Source organism: Limnohabitans sp. T6-20 (assembly GCF_003063505.1).
Taxonomy (GTDB): Bacteria; Pseudomonadota; Gammaproteobacteria; order Burkholderiales; family Burkholderiaceae_C; genus Limnohabitans_A.
Map to the genome: position 1 here is coordinate 343,535 of NZ_NERW01000001.1, position 19,426 is coordinate 362,960.

Below are 19,426 nucleotides of genomic sequence, written 5' to 3' on the forward strand. Positions count from 1 at the left end.
AGATGAAGCTGAAACTCACCGCAGCCTGTTTCGTCGCAGCCGCATTGGCCACGAGCGCAGCATCGGCCCAGACTGGCACGGTCAATGCCATTTGCAGCACCGACCAGAGCTGGTGCGAAATGGCGGCCAAAGAATTCACCCAGGCCACCGGCATCACCGTCAACCAGACCCGCAAGGCCACGGGTGAAGCACTGGCCCAGATCCGGGCCGAAGCCGCCAACCCCAAGACCGACATCTGGTGGGGCGGGACAGGTGACCCGTTTTTGCAGGCGGCCGAAATCGGTTTGCTGGCCCCCTACCGCCCGGACTACCTGAACGACCTGCACGGCTGGAGCGTGCGCCAATACGCCATGACACAAAACATGGTCGGCGGCTTTTACACCAGCGCCATCGGCTTCGGCTGGAACACCGAACTGCTCAAGAAAAAGAAGCTGCCCGAACCCAAGTGCTGGTCCGATGTGGTCAAGCCCATCTACAAAGGCGAGGTAGAAATCTCGCACCCCGCATCCAGCGGCACGGCCTACACCATCCTGGCGGGTCTGGTGCAACTCATGGGCGAAGACGCCGCCTTTGAGTACATGAAAGCACTGCACAAAAACGTGACGCAATACACCCGCAGCGGCACCGCGCAAGCGCCCAACGTGGCCAAAGGCGAAGTGGCTGTCGGCATCAGCTTCATCTTTGGCTTTGACGGCTGGCGACACAACAAATACCCCGTGGCGACTGTCGCACCCTGCGAAGGCACCAGCTACGAAATCGGCGGCATTGCACTGGTCAAAGGCGCACGCAACGCCGCCAACGCCAAACGCTATTACGACTGGCTCATGAGCCCTGCAGGCCAGAGCATCGGCGGCAAAGCCGACAGCCTGCAAAGCCCGGCCAACAAAACCTTCAAGCCCGATCCGCGCATCCCGGCCATGGACAATGTGCGCCTGATCAAATACGACTTTGAAAAATACGGTAAATCGGCAGAACGCCGCCGTCTGCTGGACCGCTGGAACAAGGAAGTGGGCGCCTTGTCCAAATAAACACCTCTTGAAACTCCGCCAGACGCCCCCAACTGCGGGGCGTTTTGGTTTTTGATCTTTTGTTTTTTACCCATCGAATTGATATGAGCAAACAAACCCATGCCTTTCAGGCCGAAGTCGCGCAACTGCTGCACCTGGTCACCCACTCGCTGTATTCCAACCAGGAAATCTTCCTGCGCGAGCTGATCTCCAACGCCTCGGACGCCTGCGACAAGCTGCGCTTTGAAGCGCTCAACAACACCGCCTTGTACGAAGATGCGCCCGAGCTGCAAGTGCGCTTGTCTTTTGACAAAGCCGCCAAAACACTGACCATCACCGACAACGGCATCGGCATGACGGCGCAAGAAGCCATTGACCACCTGGGCACGATCGCCAAGAGCGGCACCAAGGACTTCATGAGCAAGCTGAGCGGCGACCAGAAGTCCGACGCGCAGCTGATCGGCCAGTTCGGTGTGGGCTTTTACTCGGGCTTCATCGTGGCCGAGAAGATCACTGTCGAGACCCGCCGTGCAAGCGCTGCCGCAGCCGATGGCGTGCGCTGGATCAGCGGCGGTACGGGCGACTTTGAGGTCGAGACCATCACCCGCGCCGAGCGCGGCACCAGCGTGATCCTGCACCTGCGCGAAGAAGCGCTGGAGTACGCCAACACCTGGAAGCTCAAGGAAATCGTCGGCAAATACTCCGACCACATCAGCCTGCCCATCCTGATGGAAAAGGAAGAGTGGCAAGACGGCGAGCTGATCGACCCCAACGATGAAAAAGCCGGTCGCAAACCCGGCGGCATGGTCAAGACCGGCGAGTGGGAAACCATCAACAAAGCCAGCGCCTTGTGGACCCGCCCCAAGAAAGACATCAGCGACGAGCAATACGCCGACTTCTACAAACAGATCAGCCGCGACTTTGAAGCCCCGCTGACCTGGACGCACAACCGCGTGGAAGGCAGCACCGAATACACGCAGCTGCTCTACATCCCGTCCAAGGCCCCACAAGACCTGTGGAACCGCGACAAGAAAGCCGGCATCAAGCTGTACGTCAAGCGCGTGTTCATCATGGACGAAGCCGAAGCGCTGATGCCCAGCTACCTGCGTTTTGTGAAGGGCGTGGTGGACTCGGCCGACCTGCCCCTGAACGTGAGCCGCGAGCTGCTGCAAGAAAGCCGCGATGTGAAAGCCATCCGCGAGGGCTGCACAAAGCGTGTGTTGTCGATGCTGGAAGACCTGGCCAAACACGATAAAGCCCCCGAGAGCACAGACGGCGTGACCGATGTCCTGAGTGACGAAGACAAAGCCAAGCTGGGCCAATACACCAAGTTGTACGCCGAGTTCGGCGCGGTGCTCAAAGAAGGCCTGGGCGAAGACTTTGGCAACAAAGACCGCCTGTCCAAGCTGCTGCGTTTCGCGTCCACCACCAGCGACACTGTGAGCGTGAGCTTTGCCGACTACAAAGCCCGCATGAAAGAAGGCCAGGACGCGATTTACTACATCACCGCCGACACCCTGGCCGCCGCCAAGAACAGCCCGCAGCTCGAAGTATTCAAGAAAAAAGGCATCGAAGTCTTGCTCATGACCGACCGCGTGGACGAGTGGGCGCTGAACTTTGTGCACGAGTTTGACGGCACGCCGCTGCAAAGCGTGGCCAAAGGCGCTTTTGACCTGGGCAAGCTGCAAGACGAAGAAGAAAAGAAAGCGGCCGAAGACGCCGCAGAAACCTTCAAGCCTGTGCTGGCCAAACTGAAAGAAGCCCTCAAAGACAAAGCCGAAGACGTGCGCGTGACCAGCCGTCTGGTGGACAGCCCCGCCTGCCTGGTGGTGACCGACGACGGCATGAGCATGCAACTGGCCCGCATGCTCAAGCAAGCTGGGCAACAAGCGCCTGAAGTCAAGCCCGTGCTGGAAGTCAATCCCGAGCACGCGCTGGTCAAAAAGCTCGACGGCTCGGTCCACTTCCACGACCTGGCCCACATCCTGTTTGACCAGGCCCTGCTGGCCGAAGGCGGTTTGCCTGCGGACCCTGCGGCCTATGTGAAGCGGGTGAATGCGTTGTTGAGCTGAACGACACACACTTCAAATAAAAAGGGGCGGCACCTGCGGGTGCCGCCCCTTTTTATTTGGCGCGCAGAGTTTTAGGCCTTCAAAGCGTCCTTGTAGACCGAGTTCACCGGCTGGGCCATCACCTTGCGCAGCATGGGCTCAAAGGTTTCGATCGGCAGCGTGTCGTAGCTCGCGTCAAACGCCGGATCGTCATAGAGCGCGATGAACTCTTCGGTGCGGACGTAGTGCGGGTGGCCTTTGAACATGTCGCGCATGTGGCGGTCCATGCCGATGTGGTGGAAGAAGTTGTAGCCCTGAAAAATTCCGTGGTTTTGCACCATCCACAAATTGGCCTCAGACACAAAGGGCTTGAGGATGGCGGCGGCGATGTCGGGGTGGTTGAAGGTGCCCAAAGTGTCGCCAATGTCGTGCAGCAATGCGCACACCACGTACTCGTCGTCGCGGCCATCCCGCAATGCCCGCGTGGCGGTTTGCAGGCAGTGGGTATAACGGTCCACCGGAAAGCCACCGTAGTCACCGTCCAGCAGTTTCAAGTGCGCGATCACCCGATCGGGCAAGGACTTGGTGAACTGCATGAACTCGCCAGCGATCAGCTTCCAGTCTTCTTGGGTGCTGTCCTTCATACGGATAAATTGGGCTCGGTCGTTCATGGGCGCTCCTGCATCACAGAACACCAGCTTACAGGTCAAGGCGCGCAAGAACTGTCCAGTAGATGACTGCCCGACGATGCGAGTAACCCATAAGACAAGCCTGCACCTGACCATCGGCTAGATTGCGGCCATGCACACCACACCCGCCGACCCATCCCTCATCGATTCCCGCCAAGCTGCCTGGCGCTTGCTGGCCACGCTGGGGCTGGTGGTGCTGGGCAACAGCAGCATGTACATCGTCTCGGTGGTGCTGCCTGCGGTGCAGACCGAGTTTGGTGTGGGCAGGGCCGACGCTTCGCTGCCCTACACCCTGATGATGATTTGCCTGGGGCTGGGTGGCCTGATCACCGGCCGCCTGGCCGATCGGCGCGGCCTGATGCCGGTGCTGTGGGTCGGGGCTTTGGCGGTGTGCGGTGGCTTTGTGTGGGCGGGTATGTCGGGCAGCATTTGGGCCTTTGGCCTGGCGCACGGGCTGATGGGCCTGATCGGCAGTTCATCTACCTTTGCGCCCCTGATGGCCGACACCGCCTTGTGGTGGAACCGCCGCCGAGGCATTGCTGTGGCCATTTGCGCCAGCGGCAACTACATCGCGGGCACGATCTGGCCACCGATTGTTCAGCACGGCGTCGAAACTTTGGGCTGGCGACAGACCTACATCCTGTTGGGCATTTTTTGCGGGGTGGGCATGTTGCTGCTGGCCACGCGCATGCGCCAGCGCCCACCACTGGTGACCCTGGCACCCGCCAACGCCAGTACCGTACAGGTGGATCGCAGCCGCCCATTTGGTTTGCAACCTGCCCATGCCCAAGGTCTGCTGTTTGTCGCCGGTGTGGCGTGCTGTGTGGCCATGTCCATGCCGCAGGTGCACATCGTGGCCTATTGTTCTGATCTGGGTTTTGGGGCGGCACGCGGGGCCGAAATGCTCTCACTCATGTTGGCCAGTGGCATCGTCAGTCGCCTGGTTTTTGGCGTGATCAGTGACCGCATTGGCGGCATCCGCACCTTGCTGCTGGGCTCGTTTTTACAAGGCGTGGCGCTGCTGATGTTTTTGCCTTTTGACGGCATGGTGCCGCTGTACATCGTCTCGGCCATGTTCGGGCTTTTTCAGGGCGGCATCGTGCCCGCCTACGCCATCATCATCCGCGAACACTTCAACCCCAAAGAGGCTGGTGCCCGCGTGGGCTCGGTGATCATGGCCACCTTGCTGGGCATGGCGCTGGGCGGCTGGATGTCGGGCTGGGTGTTTGACATGACGGGCAGTTACCACGCGGCCTTTTTGAATGGCATCGCGTGGAACCTGCTGAACCTGAGCATTGCCAGCTGGTTGTTCTGGCGGGTGAGGAAGGCGGAGCAAGGGGCGCACCGGCCGACCTGAATCTGAGGCTGACCCGAATGGGCTTGCAAGCGTCTTCGGTGGTGCGCACATTCGGCCGCAGGGGCGACCTCCTACAAAACAACGCCCCCCCGCTGAGTGTCAGACTCCGCGCAGGAGGTCTGCGCTTCGCCTGACTTCGTGGGAGCGAGCCCCTGCTCGCGAATGCCTGCCCGCAGCAAGCACCCGCCGAAACTCACACCCCCCAGGCAGGCTCGCGCCTCTGCTCAAGCTGCGCTTGCAGCATCACCCCACGCGCACGCCGCTGGCCCGGTCAAACAGGTGCGACTGATCGGCCGACCACTGCAGGTGCACCGCATCGCCCACAGCGGCTTGCAACACGCCGGGCACGCGGGCAGTCAGCTTGCCAGCAGGTGTATCCACCGTGGCGTAGGTTTCGGGGCCGGTGGGCTCGATCATGCTGAGCGTGCCGGGCAAGCCTTGCGCAGCAAAACTGATGCTCTCGGGGCGCAGGCCATAGACCAATTCGGCATTGCCATGCGCTTGCACGGCGGCACGTTGCGCGTCGGTGATGGCCAGTTCCACGCCGTGGGCCGTCAGGGCCTGACCCGTCCGCTGTGCATCCACCATGTTCATGGCGGGTGAGCCGATGAACTCGGCCACAAAGCGGTTGGCCGGGTGGTTGTAAATCTGCGCGGGCGTGCCGAACTGTTGCACCAAGCCGTCTTTCATCACCGCAATGCGGTCGCCCAGCGTCATGGCTTCTACCTGGTCGTGTGTGACGTACACGGTGGTGGTTTTCGTGCGCTGGTGCAGCAGCTTGATCTCGGCGCGCATTTCCACGCGCAGCTTGGCGTCGAGGTTGGACAGCGGCTCGTCAAACAAAAACAGCTTGGGGTCACGCGCCAAGGCACGGCCCATGGCCACGCGCTGACGCTGGCCGCCCGAGAGCTGACCGGGCTTGCGGTCGAGCAGGTGGCCGATTTGCAGCATGGCCGACACGCGGTCCACCGCCGCTTTGCGCTCGGCCTTGGGCACTTTGCGAATTTCCAGACCAAAGGCGATGTTTTGCGCCACGGTCATGTTGGGATACAGCGCATAGCTCTGGAACACCATGGCGATGTCGCGGTCCTTGCTGGGCAAGTTCGTCACATCGCGCTCACCAATGTGGATGCTGCCGCCGGTCGGGTGGTCCAGGCCCGCGATCATCGACAGCAAGGTTGATTTGCCGCAGCCCGAGGGGCCCACCAAAATCAGAAATTCTCCGGCGTCGATCTCCAGATCAATGCCCTTGAGGATATGGACCGTCTCGTTGTAGGTCTTGTGGATGTTGCGAATGGCGAGTGCGCCCATGATCTTTTCCTTTAGCCCTTGACCGCGCCAGCCGTCAGGCCGCGCACAAAATATTTACCCGCCACCACGTACACAAACAGGGTGGGCAATGCCGCGATCAGCGCAGCCGCCATGTCGACGTTGTATTCCTTGACGGCGCTCGATGTGTTGGCCAGGTTGTTCAGGCCCACGGTGATCGGCTTGCTGTCTGCGCCAGAGAACACCACGCCATACAAGAAGTCGTTCCAGATGTTGGTGAACTGCCAAATCAGCGTGACCACCAGAATGGGCAGCGACAGCGGCAACACAATGCGACGGAAGATCATCCAGAAACCCGCACCATCGAGCTGCGCGGCCTTGATCAACTCGTCTGGCAAGCCGATGTAGTAATTGCGGAAAAACAGCGTGGTCGACGGAATGCCCGCCACGACGTGCACAAGCATCAGGCCCCAGATAGAGCTGGCCACGCCCAGCCAGCCCAGCACCTGGCTCATGGGCAAGAGCACCACCTGCATGGGCATGAACACGCCAAAGAGCATGAAGGCGAACAGGGTTTCGCTGCCACGGAACTTCCATTTGGACAGCACATAACCGTTGAGCGAGCCAATCAGTGTCGATGCCAGCACCGCAGGCACCACCATCACGACCGAGTTCCAGAAAAAAGGCTTGAGGCCTTCGCACTGCACCCCGGTGCAAGCGCTGCCCCAGGCTTTGAACCAGGCGTCCAGCGTGGGCGCGGTGGGCAGGCTCAGCAGGTTGCCCGCACGCAGTTGCTCAGCGTCTTTGAGCGAGGTGGTCAGCATCACATACAGCGGCACCAGAAACCAGGCCGCAAACAACAGCAACATCGACCACAAGATCAGGCGATGAAAATGAAGAGAAAAAGGCTTCGCGGGGTTCATCGTTTGCTCCGCAATTCAGAATAAAGGTAGGGCACCACAATGGCGGCCACTGTCGCCAGCATCACGGTGGCACTGGCCGCGCCCACGCCGATCTGGCCGCGTGTGAAGGCGGTGGCGTACATGAAGGTGGCCGGCAAATCGGTCGCATAACCGGGGCCTCCGGCGGTCAGGGCCATCACCAGGTCAAAGCTCTTGATGGCCAGGTGCGCCACCACCAGCAAGGTGCTGAAAAACACCGGGCCTAGGCTGGGCAAGATGATGCGCCAGTAAATCACGGGCAAACTCGCACCATCGACTTGCGCGGCCTTGATGATCGAATCGTCGATGCCCCGCAGTGCCGCCAGAAACAGCGCCATGACAAAGCCCGCGCTTTGCCACACACCGGCAATCACCACGCAGTAAATCGCCATGTCCTGCTGGATCAGCCAGTCAAAACTGAAACTGGTGAACCCCCAGCTGTGCATCAGGTGTTCGAGTCCGAGGCCCGGGTTCAATATCCATTTCCAGGCGGTGCCGGTGACGATGAACGAGATCGCCATGGGGTAGAGGTAAATGGTGCGCAGGACGCCTTCGCCGCGCACCTTCTGATCGAGCAAGATGGCCAGCAGCACACCCAGCGCCATGGCACCGCCAATGAACAAGGTGCCAAACACGGCCATGTTGCGCATGGCCACCTGAAAACGGTCGCTGTCCATCAGGGACGCGTAATGCTGCAAGCCCACAAACTCGTAGTTGGGCAAGATCCGCGAGGCGGACATGGACAGGTAGCCGTTCCAGGCCATCAGGCCATAGATGAACAGCAGCGACAGCACAAAGCTGGGCGCAATGACCAGCCGGGGCAGCCACGCGGCTTGCTGGGGGGAAGATGCAGACATGGGTGATCCAATCGAGACCGACTCGGGCTGCAAGCTCGTGACCTGCAGCCCGGCGGCTAAAGAAAGAACAAGCCCGAGAGGCTTGTGCGAGCCGACCGCAGGGTCGGCTCAAAGACTTACTTGACCTTGGCGGCCGAAGCGATCTTGGCTTGAGCGTCTTTGGTGCTCATCTTGTCGTCGTTCCAGAACTGGCTGACCGCGTCCTGGATCGCGCCGGATGTAGCCGAACCGATGGCCATGCCGTGAGCGACCGAAGGCACCAGACCGCCGTTTTTGGCCGTGGCCACGAAGTCGTTGGAGCTCAGCTTGGCGCAGTCGTCAAACTTGGCCAGGTTCATGTTCAGGCGCACAGGAATCGAGCCCTTGTTCAGGTTGAAGACTTCCTGGAAGTCGTTGGACATGATGGCCGAGGCCAGGTCTTTCTGGGCCTTGACGTTGTCTTCGTTCTTCAGCTTGAACATCGCAAACGAGTCCACGTTGAAGGTGAAGGACTTGGCGGTGCCAGGCGCGGCCACGCAGCTGAAGTCAGTGCCGGGCTTTTTGCCTGCGGCCACGAATTCGCCCTTGGCCCAGTCACCCATCAGTTGCATACCGGCTTCGCCCTTGATGACCATTGCGGTCGCCAGGTTCCAGTCACGGCCGGGTGCGTTTTTGTCGGTGTAGGTCTTGACCTTCTTGAAGGTGTCGAGCACCTTGGTCATGGTGGCACCGGTCAAAGCTGTTTGGTCCAGTTGCACCAAAGCTTTTTTGTAGAAGTCGGCACCGCCAACACCCAGGGCCACGCTCTCAAAGGTGGTGAAGTCTTGCCAGTTCTGGCCACCATGCGCGACGGGGATGATGCCGGCTTTCTTCAAGGCCTCAGCAGCGACAAAGAACTCGTCCCAATTGGTCGGCACTTTGGCACCGGCTTTTTTGAACGCGGCGTTGCTGGCCCACAGCCAGTTCACGCGGTGCACGTTCACGGGCGCGGCAATGTAGTTGCCCTTGTACTTCATGACGTTGGCGACCACGGGGGGCAGCAGGCTGTCCCACTTCTCGGCTTTGGCCACATCGTCGATGTTGGCCAGCACGCCCTCAGCCGCCCACTCTTGCAGTGCTGGGCCCTTGATTTGTGCGGCAGCCGGGGCATTGCCCGAAACCACACGCGACTTGAGCACGGTCATGGCGTTGTCACCGCCACCACCGGCCACGGCAAAGTCTTTCCAGGTGTGGCCCTTGCCTTGCAGGGTGGCTTTCAGGGCTGCGGCCGATTTGGCTTCACCGCCGCTGGTCCAGTAGTGCAGGACTTCGACTTCACCGGCATGGGCCGTTGTCGCCGTAAAAGCCAGCACTGCGGCTGTGGCCAAGATCGAACGCTGGAACATTTGGATTGCTTTCAAGAGAGTCTCCCGTTTGGGGCCACGCTGGGCCAATGTGGATGTGCGAGGCGGCGAAATGGCCACATGAACCTCGACGGACCAAATGTTAATATTCTATTAATAAATTAACACTAGGTTAAACCCCAATGCCAAAATAAGCCGAATTGGGGTCAAAGCCTGAACAATCCATTAAGCTTCCGGCCATGAAATTGCTGCTTGCTGAAGACGATGCCATGCTGGCCAATGCCCTGCAAACCCAATTGGGCGGGGCCGGATTTGAGGTGGAACACGCGCCCAATGGGGCCGTGGCCGACTATTTGCTGCAAAAGCACAGCTTTGACATCGCGGTGCTCGACATCGGTCTGCCCATGATGGACGGCCTGGCCGTGCTCCAGCATGTGCGGCAAACCCACCCCACACTGCCCGTGGTGCTGCTGAGCGCCCGCGATGCACTGGACGACCGGGTCGCGGGCCTGCAAGCCGGGGCCGATGATTACGTGACCAAACCGTTTGATTTTCCCGAGCTGCTGGCCCGATTGCAGGCCTTGCTGCGGCGCACCCAGCCGGTCAATACATCGGCCTTGTTGGGCCAGCTGACGCTGGACCACAGCTCGCGCCGCGCCACGGTGTCGGGCCTGGTGCTGGACTTGAGTGGACGCGAGTGGACGCTGCTGGCCTTGCTGGCCAGTCAGCGTGACCAAGTGGTGACCAAAGAACAAATCACCCAAGCCTGGAGTGCCGAAGGCGGTGAAACCAGCGGCGGCAATTCCATCGAGGTCTATATTCACCGTCTGCGCCGCAAACTCGAAGACGCAGGCTTGGTCATTCGCACGGTGCGTGGCTTGGGCTACCTGATGGAAGCGCAGGCGTGACGCGCCACGGTGCCGCTTGAATCCGCACACATGACGAACACCGTGAACCCACCCACGTCCTCGGGACAAGCCGGCGTCTCGCTGGCCCGGCAGCTGTTGCTGTGGGTTTTGCTGCCGCAGCTGGTGCTGTGGATGGCGGGAGGCGTGGCCGCTTACAAGTTTGCGGCGGGCTACGCCAACCAGGCCGTGGACGCGAGTTTGTTGCAGGCCAGCCGGGCGCTGGCCCGGCAGCTCAAGCCGATTGGCAATGGCTTGTTGATCGACTTTCCGCGTGCCGCACAAGACGTGCTCGAAGCCGATCCGGCCGACAAACTGCTTTACATGGTCAGCTCGCCCCCCGGGCAATTCATTTTGGGCAACCAATCTTTGCCCGCACCAGTCCTGCCCACCGAAGACACCGTTCCGATCGACCCCGAACTGAACACGCCTTATTTTTACGACGGTGCCATGCCCGTGACTGGTCGTGCTGCGCTGCACGCGCCTCAGGGTCAGCCTCTTCGCTTGGTGGCGCTGTATCTGCGCTTTGGCGATGACGGCACGGCCCCGCAAACCATGTTGGTGCAAGTGGCCCGCAGCAGTGCCAACCGCGAAGAACTTGCGCGCCGCATCCTGGTCGACATGCTGCTGCCCATGTCGAGCCTGGTGCTGTTGATGACGCTGATCGTGTGGCTGGGCATCCGTGCAGGCTTGGCACCGCTGGCCCGCCTGCGCCAGCAAGTCGAAGGGCGCAACCCGACCGATCTGGCCCCTTTGCAGTTGGCGTCTGCCCCCCGCGAGCTGTGGTCGCTGGCGACGGCACTCAACACCTTGCTGTCTGCCGTGCAAAACAATGTGAGCACACAAAAACGCTTCATCGGCGATGCGGCACACCAATTGCGTACCCCCTTGGCGGGCCTCAAAAGCCAGACCGAAATCGCCCTGCAATCGACCACCGACCCCGAACTGCGCGCCCGTTTGCAGCGCGTGCACGACAGCGCGACCCGCAGCGCCCACCTGGTCAACCAGCTGCTGACACTGGCACGGGCCGAGCCCGAGTCTCTGATGGCCCAGGACCGCAAGCGCTTTGATCTGCAGCGCATGGCGCAAACCCTGACGGCCGAATGGGTGCCCCGGGCGCTGCGTGTGCAGATTGATCTGGGTCTGGACGACAGCGCCCATTCACCGGTGTGGGTCGAAGCCAACGAGCTGCTGATGCGAGAAGCATTGACCAACCTGATCGACAACGCGCTGCACTACGCAGGTCCCGACAGTCAGGTCACGGTGCGGGTGACGACGGACAACGCCAGTGCCACGCCGTACGCCTTGCTGCAAGTGTCGGACAACGGACCTGGCCTGGCCCCAGCCGACCGCGAGCGGGTGTTTGAGCGTTTTGTGCGCGCCAGCGACGTGGGCCAAGGCTGCGGCCTGGGCTTGGCCATCGTCAAGGAAATCGTGGAGCGTCACCAAGGCACCGTCCAGCTCGATGAAGCCGCACCCCATGGCCTGTGTGTGTCGATCCGCTTGCCTTTGTCGCCAACACCTCCCCATTAAATCCATGCCATGAACCCCATCCACGACACAACCCCTCGCCTGCTGGGCGACATCGGCGGCACCAATGCCCGCTTTGCTTTGGTGCAAGGCGACGGCTCGCCCATCACACAAGAAGTCACCTTGCCCACCGGGCAATTCCCTGATCTGGCCGCCGCAGCCCAAACCTATCTGCAAAGCGTGGGGCAAACCGATGTGCGCCAAGCCTGCATCGCGATCGCCAACCCCATCGATGGCGATGTGCTCAAGATGACGAACAACCACTGGCAGTTCTCGATCGAGGCCACGCGACAGCAGCTGGGGCTGGACAGCCTGCTCATGCTCAACGACTGGGAAGCCATGGCCATGGCCGCCCCCGCGCTGAAAGGCAGCGATCTGGAACAAATTGGTTCGGGCGAGCCCGTGCCCGATGCGCCCAAAGGCCTGATCGGCCCCGGCACCGGGCTGGGCGTGTCCTCGCTGGTGCGCTCGCGCCGGGGCGACTGGGTGCCCATTGCAGGCGAAGGCGGCCATGTGAGCCTGTCACCCACCTGTGAACGCGAAGCCGACATCTTGCGCATCCTGTGGCGCACGTACCCGCATGTCTCGGCAGAGCGGGCCATCTCGGGCATGGGGCTGGAAAATTTGTACCGCGCCATTTGCGAACTCAACGGCACCGATGCCGAACCTCTGGCCGCCGCGCAAGTGACCGAACGTGCCCTGGCTGCCAAAGACACCGCGTGCGAAGAAGCGCTTGACCGCATGTGCCGCCTGCTGGGCAACGCCGCCGCCAACCTGGCCGTGACGCTGGGCGCACACGGCGGCATTTACATCGGCGGCGGCGTGATTGGCCGCTTGGGCGACTACTTTGCGCAGTCGGGTTTTCGGGCCGCGTTTGAGGCCAAGGGCCGTTTTGAAAACTACATGAAGCGCATCCCGACCTATGTGATACGCGCCGAACAACCCGCACTGATCGGCTGCGCCATGGGCCTGGGGGTGCAGCCCGCAAGGGGCTGACACGTTGATGCCCTGCGAGCATTCGGCCGCAGGGGCGGCCTCCTACAAAGCGCTGTGGCGGACAGTGTGACAGCGAGCCCCTGCTCGCGAATGCTCGCGAGACGCAAGCGGCAAAACAAGGCTCACACGCTGAGCGGGTCTTCCCGCATCTGCTCGACCTGCTCTTGCAGCATCAACACCTGGCCGCGCCAATAGTCAGGGGAGCCAAACCACGGGAAGTTGATCGGGAAGATCGGGTCTTCCCAGCGCCGGGCCAGCCAAGCGCTGTAATGGACCAGGCGCAGCGTACGCAGCGGCTCGATCAGCTTCAACTCGGCGCGGTCAAAATCGCGCACCTGTTCATAGCCGTCCAGCAGCGCCGACAGCTGCTGCGTGCGCTGGGCGCGGTCGCCAGAGAGCAGCATCCACAGGTCTTGCACGGCAGGGCCCATGCGGGCATCGTCCAAATCCACAAAGTGCGGGCCACCGCCGGGCAGCTCGGCAGGGGTCCACAAGATGTTGCCGGGGTGGCAGTCGCCGTGCAGGCGCAGCAGGTGGCGGTCTGCCGCGCCTTGGGCAAAGGCCTCTTCGATCAAAGCCAGCGCGGGCACCAGAGCTTCGCGCCACTCGCGCTCCACCTCCAGCGGAATCATCTGGTGCGTTTGCAGCCACTGGGCAGGCTCCAGCGCAAAGGTCTGCACATCGAGCGTGGGCCGGTGCATAAAAGGCCGGGCTGCGCCCACGGTGTGGATGCGCGCCAAAAAACGGCCAATCCATTCCAGCACCTCAAAATCATCCAGCTCGGGCGGGCGGCCTCCGCGCAAGGGGCTGACCGAAAAATCAAACTCTGCCGTGTGGTGCAAGGTCTGCCCGTGCAGCGCCATGGGGGCCACTACCGGCACTTCGGCGGCCACCAGCTCGGCGGCAAAGTCGTGCTCTTCCTGAATTTGCGCACGGCTCCAACGGCCAGGCCGGTAAAACTTGAGCACAACCGCCGACGCGCCTTGCACCGGCTCGTCCAGGTGGGCGCGGTACACGCGGTTTTCGTACGAGCTGAGCGCCAGCAAGCGGCCATCGGGCCACAGGCCCAGGTCGGTCAAGGCATCCATCACCCGGTCCGGGGTGAGATCAGCGTAAGGATGCAAAGCGTTCGGTTCGGTCATGCGCCGATTGTGACCGAGCGCTTGACGCGATTCAGCGTCCGGTAAAACGGGCTGCGCGCTTTTCTACGAACGAGCGCACGCCCTCGGCTGCATCGTCGCTGTTGGACAGCGTTGTTTGCACTGGAATGAAGTCGTGCATCGCCACCAGCGGGCCATGCTCGACGGCCTTGAGCACGTTCTGGCGCGTGGCCACCACGGCCAGCGGCGCTTGCGTGGCGATCTGCCCGGCAATGCGCATGGCCTCCGCCAGCAGGCCGGTCGCAGGCACCACCTTTTGCACAAAGTTCAGGCGCAGGGCCTCGGCGCTGTCGAACACATCGGCCGTGAGCAAATGCAAGAGCGCATTGCCCGTGCCCGCGCGCTCGGCCATGCGCAGCGTCGCGCCGCCCGTGGCCATGATGCCGCGCTGCACCTCCAGCTGCGAGAACCGGCAGTCGTCTGCCGCCACCACAATGTCGGCCGCCAGCATCAGCTCGATGCCCAACGTGTAGGTGATACCCTGCACCGCAACCACCATGGGCTTGACGCGGCGGCGGTAGCCCTCCATGCCCAGGTTCAGCGGATCCACCAGGCCCAGCGGCACCGACTTTTCACCACGCTTCATCAGCGGCGCAATGGTGGGCAAATCCAGCCCAGCGGTGAAATGGTCACCCGCCGCGCACAACACGCCCACGCGCAGCGCGGGGTCGTCGTCGAGCCGGGTGTAGGCCTCGCCCAGCTCACGGAACATCTTGGGCGTGAAGCCGTTGCGCTTGGCGGGGCGGTTGATGCAAATCTGAAGGACTGCACCGTGGACGGTGCAGTCGATCTGGCCTTCGGGGTGGTGAGTGGTGTTCATGGCCTCATGGTAGGCCCATGGCCAAGACCGGCGATTCACCGACGTGACAAATGAAAAACCGCACACGCCGAACACCCTGTCCAGCGTTGTGCGGTCAGGGCTTGCGCCAACACCTGGCGCTCAAGCGCGACCTGGAATCTCCGACAGCAGTTGTTCGACATGCGCCTTGGCTTTTTCAAGCGAAGCCATGCTGCCTGTCAGATACATGCGGCCACTGGCACCGATCATGCTGCACTCGACCAGGGTCAGGTCGGGTGCGACTTTTTCGGCTTCGTTGGCCATGTGGGCACCAAACAGGGCTGGGGCCACTTCCATCAGCAGCATGTTGTCGCCGGGCAGCACCATGCTGGCTTGGCGCGTGCGGTTCATCAGCACGGCGTGCTGATCGGTCACGTTTTCCAGAATATCGCTGTACAGCAGGTGCGGGCGCAGCTGGTCTTCGGCCTTGGCCCCCATCCAGTCCAAGATGACCTGGCCTGCGCGCTGCAGCGCCGCGCCGTCGTTGCTGTGCAACTCCAGCACGCCAAACTGCCGCTCGACGGCCAGGATGCCCGGCTCCAGCGTGGGCTCGGCCTTCAGGGCCAGGTCGATCACGCGCTGGATGGACAGCCCGGGGGCGATCTCCACCAGCAGCGCGTTGGTGCCTTGCATCGCCACGTAGCCGCGAGCGCCCAGAGGCGAACTCATCCACGAGGAGAACTGGGGCTGCAGGTCGGTGAGCGTCAGGTAAACCCGAAGCTCAGCGGCCGGCTTGGCAGGCGCTGCGGTTTTTTTAGTTGTGGCCATGCGGCCTCCTTATCTGCAACGGCCTGCGATCACTTGCCGTCGAAGGCTTTGGACACGTCAGCGTGTGGACGTGGGATGACGTGGCAAGAAACCACTTCACCGATCGCGCCTGCGGCTTCTGCACCGGCTTCGGTGGCGGCCTTGACGGCACCCACGTCGCCCGAAACGATGATGGCGACGAGACCGCCACCGACTTCTTTTTTGCCAACGATGTTGACGTTGGCGGCTTTGACCATGGCGTCAGCGGCAGCGAAAGCAGCAACATAACCTTTGGTTTCGATCATTCCGATGGCTTGTGACATGAGAGTCTCCTTGAGGGGTTAAAAAAGAAAGGGTTGAAGAAAGGGGTTAACGGAAAAGGTGGGGGAAAAAGTCGTTGCGCTCAACGCATCGGCGTTGGGGTGTCGTAGCTGTCGAGCGAGGCGATGATGAGCGCATCGGCCACCACACGCGGGTGGGCCGGGGCGAACCACCAGGCCGCAGGTGCGCCGATGGTGATCATCACGCGCTCGCCAATGCCGCAGCCCATGGGGTCAAAGCAGACCACCACGTCTTTGGGATAGTCCAGCTGGACCTCCAGCAATGCGCCGGGTGGCAACTCGGGCAGGCGTTTGCTGGCCACGATGCGGCCGATCACGGTTCCTGTTTTCATGGGGTAGTTCCTCGGTCAATGGTGATGCCGCGCTTGCGCAGGGCTTCTTTGCCCAAGGGGGTCATGACCGCCTTGGGGTGCAGCCGAACGGTTTTCACGCTCGGCGGCAGAGTTTTGAGCAGCTTCTCGCCGATCACGCCCTTGAGTTCGGGCACGTCTTCTGGGTGATCGTGCAGCGCGCAGGTGTCGCCCTTGCACTCGCAGGCTTTGCCCGCCTTGCACGACGAACAGCAGGCGGCCGGGTCGATGGTCGTGGTGGCGGCCATGGCCGACGTGGTTGGAGTAGCGGCAGCGGCTTGCGGGGCAGGCGCAGCAGCGGCCACCGCCTTGACGGCCGCTTCGTCCACACGCATGTCAAAACGCAGCAAGCCCGATTGCGCTGCCTGCAGCAAAGCCGGGCTGGCGGCCAGGCGCTTGAACAAGTCGGTCAGCGCTTGTGCGTGGGCGGCCGTGCCCACACGCAAGGGCACCACCACACCCTGCGGTGCAGTCGCTGGCGCAGCGGCCGGAGCTGCTGGTTTGGGCGCACCAATCTGCTTCCAATAAGCGTCTTTGCGGGCGATCAGGCCATCGCGGATTTGGTACACATCGGTGCCATCCAGGGTGACCGATTGACCACCGGGCAAGGGCACGCCCACCTTGTAGTTTTGCACCACGGTTTGGCCCAGCACGTTCATGTGCGAGTCCGAGAACTTGGGGCCTGTGGGGCTGGCAAAGCGTTCTTTCAAAAACGCCAAGCATGCGGCGCGGCCATTGAGCACACGCGAGTCGGGCAAGGTCCACACCACATCGGGTGCAAAACAGGCCACGATCGCCTCGGCATTCGCAGCGGCGTAACCGGCTTCAAAGCGCTGCATCAGCGCGGCCACCGATGTATCTGCCCCCGTGGCTTTGGCACCCAGGGCCGTGCGCACCTGCGCCCGAATTTGTGCGCGCAAAGCGTCTGCGCTCATGCAGCACCTCCGGCGTCGCGAATCACAGCCTCGGCAACAGCGGCTGCGGCCCGCACGTCCGACGCATTGCCCGACAGGTACAAGCGACCGGCTGGGCCCATGAAGCGGCAGTCGATCAGCTTCACGTTGGCGGCTTTTTCGGCCTCGTTGGCCACCAGCAGCGCATAAGACGAGGTGGTCATCTCCATGATGTAGAGCGACTCGCCGGGCAAGAGCATGCTGCCGGACTTGCTGCGGTTGATCAAAAACGCGTGGTAGCCATCGACCCGGTCAATCACCTTGGAGGCCAAAATTTCGGGCTTGAGCACGCTCTTCTCGCTCACGCCCATGGCGTCCAATACGGCCGCACCGGCCGACTTGACCGACGAGGAAGACTGGCCGTGGAACTCCAGATAGCCAAACTGACGCTCCACCACCAGGTTGCCGGGCTTGACGTTGTCGTGCTTGAGGGCGATGTCGGTCAGCCACTCGATATCCATGCCGGGGGCCACTTCAATGAGCATGGCCGCATCGTTGTGGCGCGGCAAAAAGCCACGGGCGGTGGAGCCCAGCAAACACATCAGTTGTGGCTGCAAGCGGTCCAAAAAAATATAGCTGCGCAAAGTGGACATGAAGGGCTTTCAGCGAAGGTGTTCGAGTTCTTCCTGCACGATGCGCAGGACCATGGCCTGGAGTTCAGGCGTGAGGGTGGACAGTTGCGAAGGCGAGGCCCCGGCTTGTGAAGCCGCGCCCGAAGCCATGGCCCCGGCCCAGCCACCGGGCAGCGGAAAGGCCACGCGTTTCCAGTTGACCAGCAGCTCGGGGCCGACGTTGCAGTCCACCGAGCTTTTGCCCGCGTAACCCGTGCCGATGGTGAAGGTGTAGGGCAAGCCGGTGTTGGCACCGGTGGTGTCGTGCACTGTGGAGCCGTTGACGACCACGCGGTAATAGTCAAGGGCCGCGCCCCAGACCACCGCTTGTTCAGCGTTGGCGGTGTGGATGCCCGAGGTGTGGCCTGCACCGCTGTGCTGCAGCATGAGGCGCGCCACCTCAATGGCCTGGTCCATGCCTGGCACCACCACGCAGCCCAAGATGGGCGAGAGCTTTTCCTTGAGCAACACATGGCCCGCTTGCGGTTTGGCGATGGGGCAGACCAGCGCCTGACAATCCACCGGCACCTGCACGCCAGCGGCTTGTGCAATCTCTTGCGCCGGACGGCCGACCACCTTGCCGTTGAACTTGCCGCCAGGAAAGGCGTGGTTTTGAATTTTCAGCGCTTCTTGCTCGGTGCACACATGCGCACCCTGGCGGGCCAGCGCTTGCTGCATCTGCGTGGCGATGCTGGCGTGCAGCATCAGCACCGAAGGAGCCGAGCAAGGGCTGCCGTGGTCAAAGTTCTTGGCCGTCACAATGGTCTGCGCAGCGGCTTCGATGTCGGCGCTTGCGTCCACATAAATCGGCACGTTACCTGAGCCCACGCCAATGGCGGGGTTGCCCGAGCCGTAGGCGGCGCGCACCATGGGCGTGCCGCCGGTGGCCAAAATCACGTCGGTGCGGCTGTCGCGCATCAGGGCGCCTGTGGCCTCTACGGTGGGGCGGGTCAGAATCTGCAAAGCATGGGCTGGACCACCGGCTTTTTCGATGGCCGCTTGCAACTCGCGGGTCACGGCGGTGCAGCAACCCAGCGCCACCGGGTGCGGCGAGATGACCAGCGCGTTGCGCGTCATCAGACACAAAATGGTTTTGAAAATGATAGTGGCCACCGGCGAGGTGGAGTTGGACAAGCCCACCACCACCCCTGCAGGGCGACCGATTTCAACGATGCGCAGCGCATCGTTACGGCGAACACCACCCAAAGCGACCTTGTCCCAAGCCGTGGGCGTGAGCGTGCAAGCAATCTGGTTCTTGGCGATCTTGTCAGCCACTTTGCCAATGCGGCTTTCGCGCACGGCCCACTCGGCATAAAACTCGGCACGCGGCAGCAAGGCGGCCGCCACTTCTTTGGCCACGCGTTTGGCTTCTTCGGGCGTCCAAAGCGCCAGCGTGGCAGCGGCTTGTCGGGCACGGCCCAGCAAGTCGCGGGCCTCCTGCAAGGCAGCCAGGTCGTGGTCGGCCAGATCGATGGGGTTCATTGAACTCATGTAAGGGTGCG

Annotated in this window: 19 protein-coding genes; 6 read left to right on the plus strand and 13 right to left on the minus strand. The window is 62.1% G+C overall.

Features of this window, described 5'->3' with window-relative positions:
• Positions 1 to 2: 2 nt before the first annotated feature.
• The gene (locus B9Z33_RS01680; RefSeq protein ID WP_108285290.1) at positions 3 to 1,028 is read left to right on the plus strand and encodes an ABC transporter substrate-binding protein; all 1,026 of its coding nucleotides are present in this window, start codon (positions 3 to 5) and stop codon (positions 1,026 to 1,028) included.
• 83 nt (positions 1,029 to 1,111) lie between these two features.
• On the plus strand, positions 1,112 to 3,079 hold the full coding sequence (htpG, locus tag B9Z33_RS01685) for a molecular chaperone HtpG (RefSeq protein ID WP_108285291.1): 1,968 nt from the start codon (positions 1,112 to 1,114) through the stop codon (positions 3,077 to 3,079).
• 71 nt (positions 3,080 to 3,150) lie between these two features.
• Here htpG and B9Z33_RS01690 read toward each other — a convergent pair whose 3' ends face one another.
• Positions 3,151 to 3,729 (minus strand): HD domain-containing protein, encoded by a 579-nt coding sequence (locus B9Z33_RS01690; RefSeq protein ID WP_108285292.1) that lies wholly within the window; start codon positions 3,727 to 3,729, stop codon positions 3,151 to 3,153.
• 130 nt (positions 3,730 to 3,859) lie between these two features.
• On the opposite strand from B9Z33_RS01690, the gene B9Z33_RS01695 reads away from it, so the two are divergent.
• Entirely contained in the window at positions 3,860 to 5,104 is a 1,245-nt protein-coding gene (locus tag B9Z33_RS01695; RefSeq protein WP_108285293.1) for an MFS transporter, read from the plus strand.
• A gap of 243 nt (positions 5,105 to 5,347) precedes the next feature.
• Here the strand turns inward: B9Z33_RS01695 and B9Z33_RS01700 are convergent, their stop codons facing one another.
• From B9Z33_RS01700 to B9Z33_RS01715, 4 genes are all read right to left on the minus strand, one after another.
• Positions 5,348 to 6,415 carry an ABC transporter ATP-binding protein gene (locus B9Z33_RS01700; RefSeq protein WP_108285294.1) on the minus strand — a complete coding sequence of 356 codons (1,068 nt, stop codon included), beginning with the start codon at positions 6,413 to 6,415 and terminating at the stop codon, positions 5,348 to 5,350.
• An 11-nt stretch (positions 6,416 to 6,426) separates the two neighbouring features.
• Positions 6,427 to 7,242: a carbohydrate ABC transporter permease gene (locus B9Z33_RS01705; RefSeq protein ID WP_369916502.1), complete on the minus strand. Its 816-nt coding sequence runs from the start codon at positions 7,240 to 7,242 to the stop codon at positions 6,427 to 6,429.
• A 50-nt stretch (positions 7,243 to 7,292) separates the two neighbouring features.
• A complete protein-coding gene (locus B9Z33_RS01710) occupies positions 7,293 to 8,171 on the minus strand; it encodes a carbohydrate ABC transporter permease (protein ID WP_108285296.1) in 879 nt (292 codons plus the stop codon).
• A 116-nt stretch (positions 8,172 to 8,287) separates the two neighbouring features.
• A complete protein-coding gene (locus tag B9Z33_RS01715; protein WP_108285297.1) occupies positions 8,288 to 9,535 on the minus strand; it encodes an ABC transporter substrate-binding protein in 1,248 nt (415 codons plus the stop codon).
• A gap of 197 nt (positions 9,536 to 9,732) precedes the next feature.
• Here B9Z33_RS01715 and B9Z33_RS01720 point away from each other — a divergent pair, with 197 nt between their 5' ends.
• From B9Z33_RS01720 to B9Z33_RS01730, 3 genes are read left to right on the plus strand one after another with little or no spacing between them, the layout of a single operon-like run.
• Positions 9,733 to 10,401 (plus strand): response regulator transcription factor, encoded by a 669-nt coding sequence (locus tag B9Z33_RS01720; protein ID WP_108285298.1) that lies wholly within the window; start codon positions 9,733 to 9,735, stop codon positions 10,399 to 10,401.
• 30 nt (positions 10,402 to 10,431) lie between these two features.
• The gene (locus B9Z33_RS01725) at positions 10,432 to 11,931 is read left to right on the plus strand and encodes a sensor histidine kinase (RefSeq protein WP_108285299.1); all 1,500 of its coding nucleotides are present in this window, start codon (positions 10,432 to 10,434) and stop codon (positions 11,929 to 11,931) included.
• 9 nt (positions 11,932 to 11,940) lie between these two features.
• Positions 11,941 to 12,924 carry a glucokinase gene (locus tag B9Z33_RS01730; protein WP_108285300.1) on the plus strand — a complete coding sequence of 328 codons (984 nt, stop codon included), beginning with the start codon at positions 11,941 to 11,943 and terminating at the stop codon, positions 12,922 to 12,924.
• 122 nt (positions 12,925 to 13,046) lie between these two features.
• On the opposite strand, the gene B9Z33_RS01735 is transcribed toward B9Z33_RS01730, so the two are convergent.
• The 8 genes from B9Z33_RS01735 to B9Z33_RS01770 form a co-directional block, all read right to left on the minus strand.
• The gene (locus B9Z33_RS01735; protein WP_108285301.1) at positions 13,047 to 14,066 is read right to left on the minus strand and encodes a serine/threonine protein kinase; all 1,020 of its coding nucleotides are present in this window, start codon (positions 14,064 to 14,066) and stop codon (positions 13,047 to 13,049) included.
• A gap of 31 nt (positions 14,067 to 14,097) precedes the next feature.
• Positions 14,098 to 14,904 (minus strand): crotonase/enoyl-CoA hydratase family protein, encoded by an 807-nt coding sequence (locus tag B9Z33_RS01740; RefSeq protein ID WP_108285302.1) that lies wholly within the window; start codon positions 14,902 to 14,904, stop codon positions 14,098 to 14,100.
• A 120-nt stretch (positions 14,905 to 15,024) separates the two neighbouring features.
• Complete coding sequence (locus tag B9Z33_RS01745) at positions 15,025 to 15,690, minus strand: microcompartment protein (protein WP_108285303.1); 666 nt, start codon at positions 15,688 to 15,690, stop codon at positions 15,025 to 15,027.
• A 29-nt stretch (positions 15,691 to 15,719) separates the two neighbouring features.
• Positions 15,720 to 15,992, minus strand: coding sequence for a BMC domain-containing protein (locus tag B9Z33_RS01750; protein WP_019427480.1), 273 nt, complete (start codon positions 15,990 to 15,992; stop codon positions 15,720 to 15,722).
• A gap of 80 nt (positions 15,993 to 16,072) precedes the next feature.
• Entirely contained in the window at positions 16,073 to 16,342 is a 270-nt protein-coding gene (locus tag B9Z33_RS01755; protein ID WP_108285304.1) for a EutN/CcmL family microcompartment protein, read from the minus strand.
• Positions 16,339 to 17,295 carry a nuclear transport factor 2 family protein gene (locus tag B9Z33_RS01760; RefSeq protein WP_108285305.1) on the minus strand — a complete coding sequence of 319 codons (957 nt, stop codon included), beginning with the start codon at positions 17,293 to 17,295 and terminating at the stop codon, positions 16,339 to 16,341. The genes B9Z33_RS01755 and B9Z33_RS01760 overlap by 4 nt, the downstream gene beginning before the upstream one ends.
• Positions 17,292 to 17,906: a BMC domain-containing protein gene (locus B9Z33_RS01765; RefSeq protein ID WP_108285306.1), complete on the minus strand. Its 615-nt coding sequence runs from the start codon at positions 17,904 to 17,906 to the stop codon at positions 17,292 to 17,294. The genes B9Z33_RS01760 and B9Z33_RS01765 overlap by 4 nt, the downstream gene beginning before the upstream one ends.
• A 9-nt stretch (positions 17,907 to 17,915) precedes the next feature.
• A complete protein-coding gene (locus tag B9Z33_RS01770; RefSeq protein ID WP_108285307.1) occupies positions 17,916 to 19,415 on the minus strand; it encodes an aldehyde dehydrogenase family protein in 1,500 nt (499 codons plus the stop codon).
• Between the last annotated feature and the right edge of the window lie 11 nt (positions 19,416 to 19,426).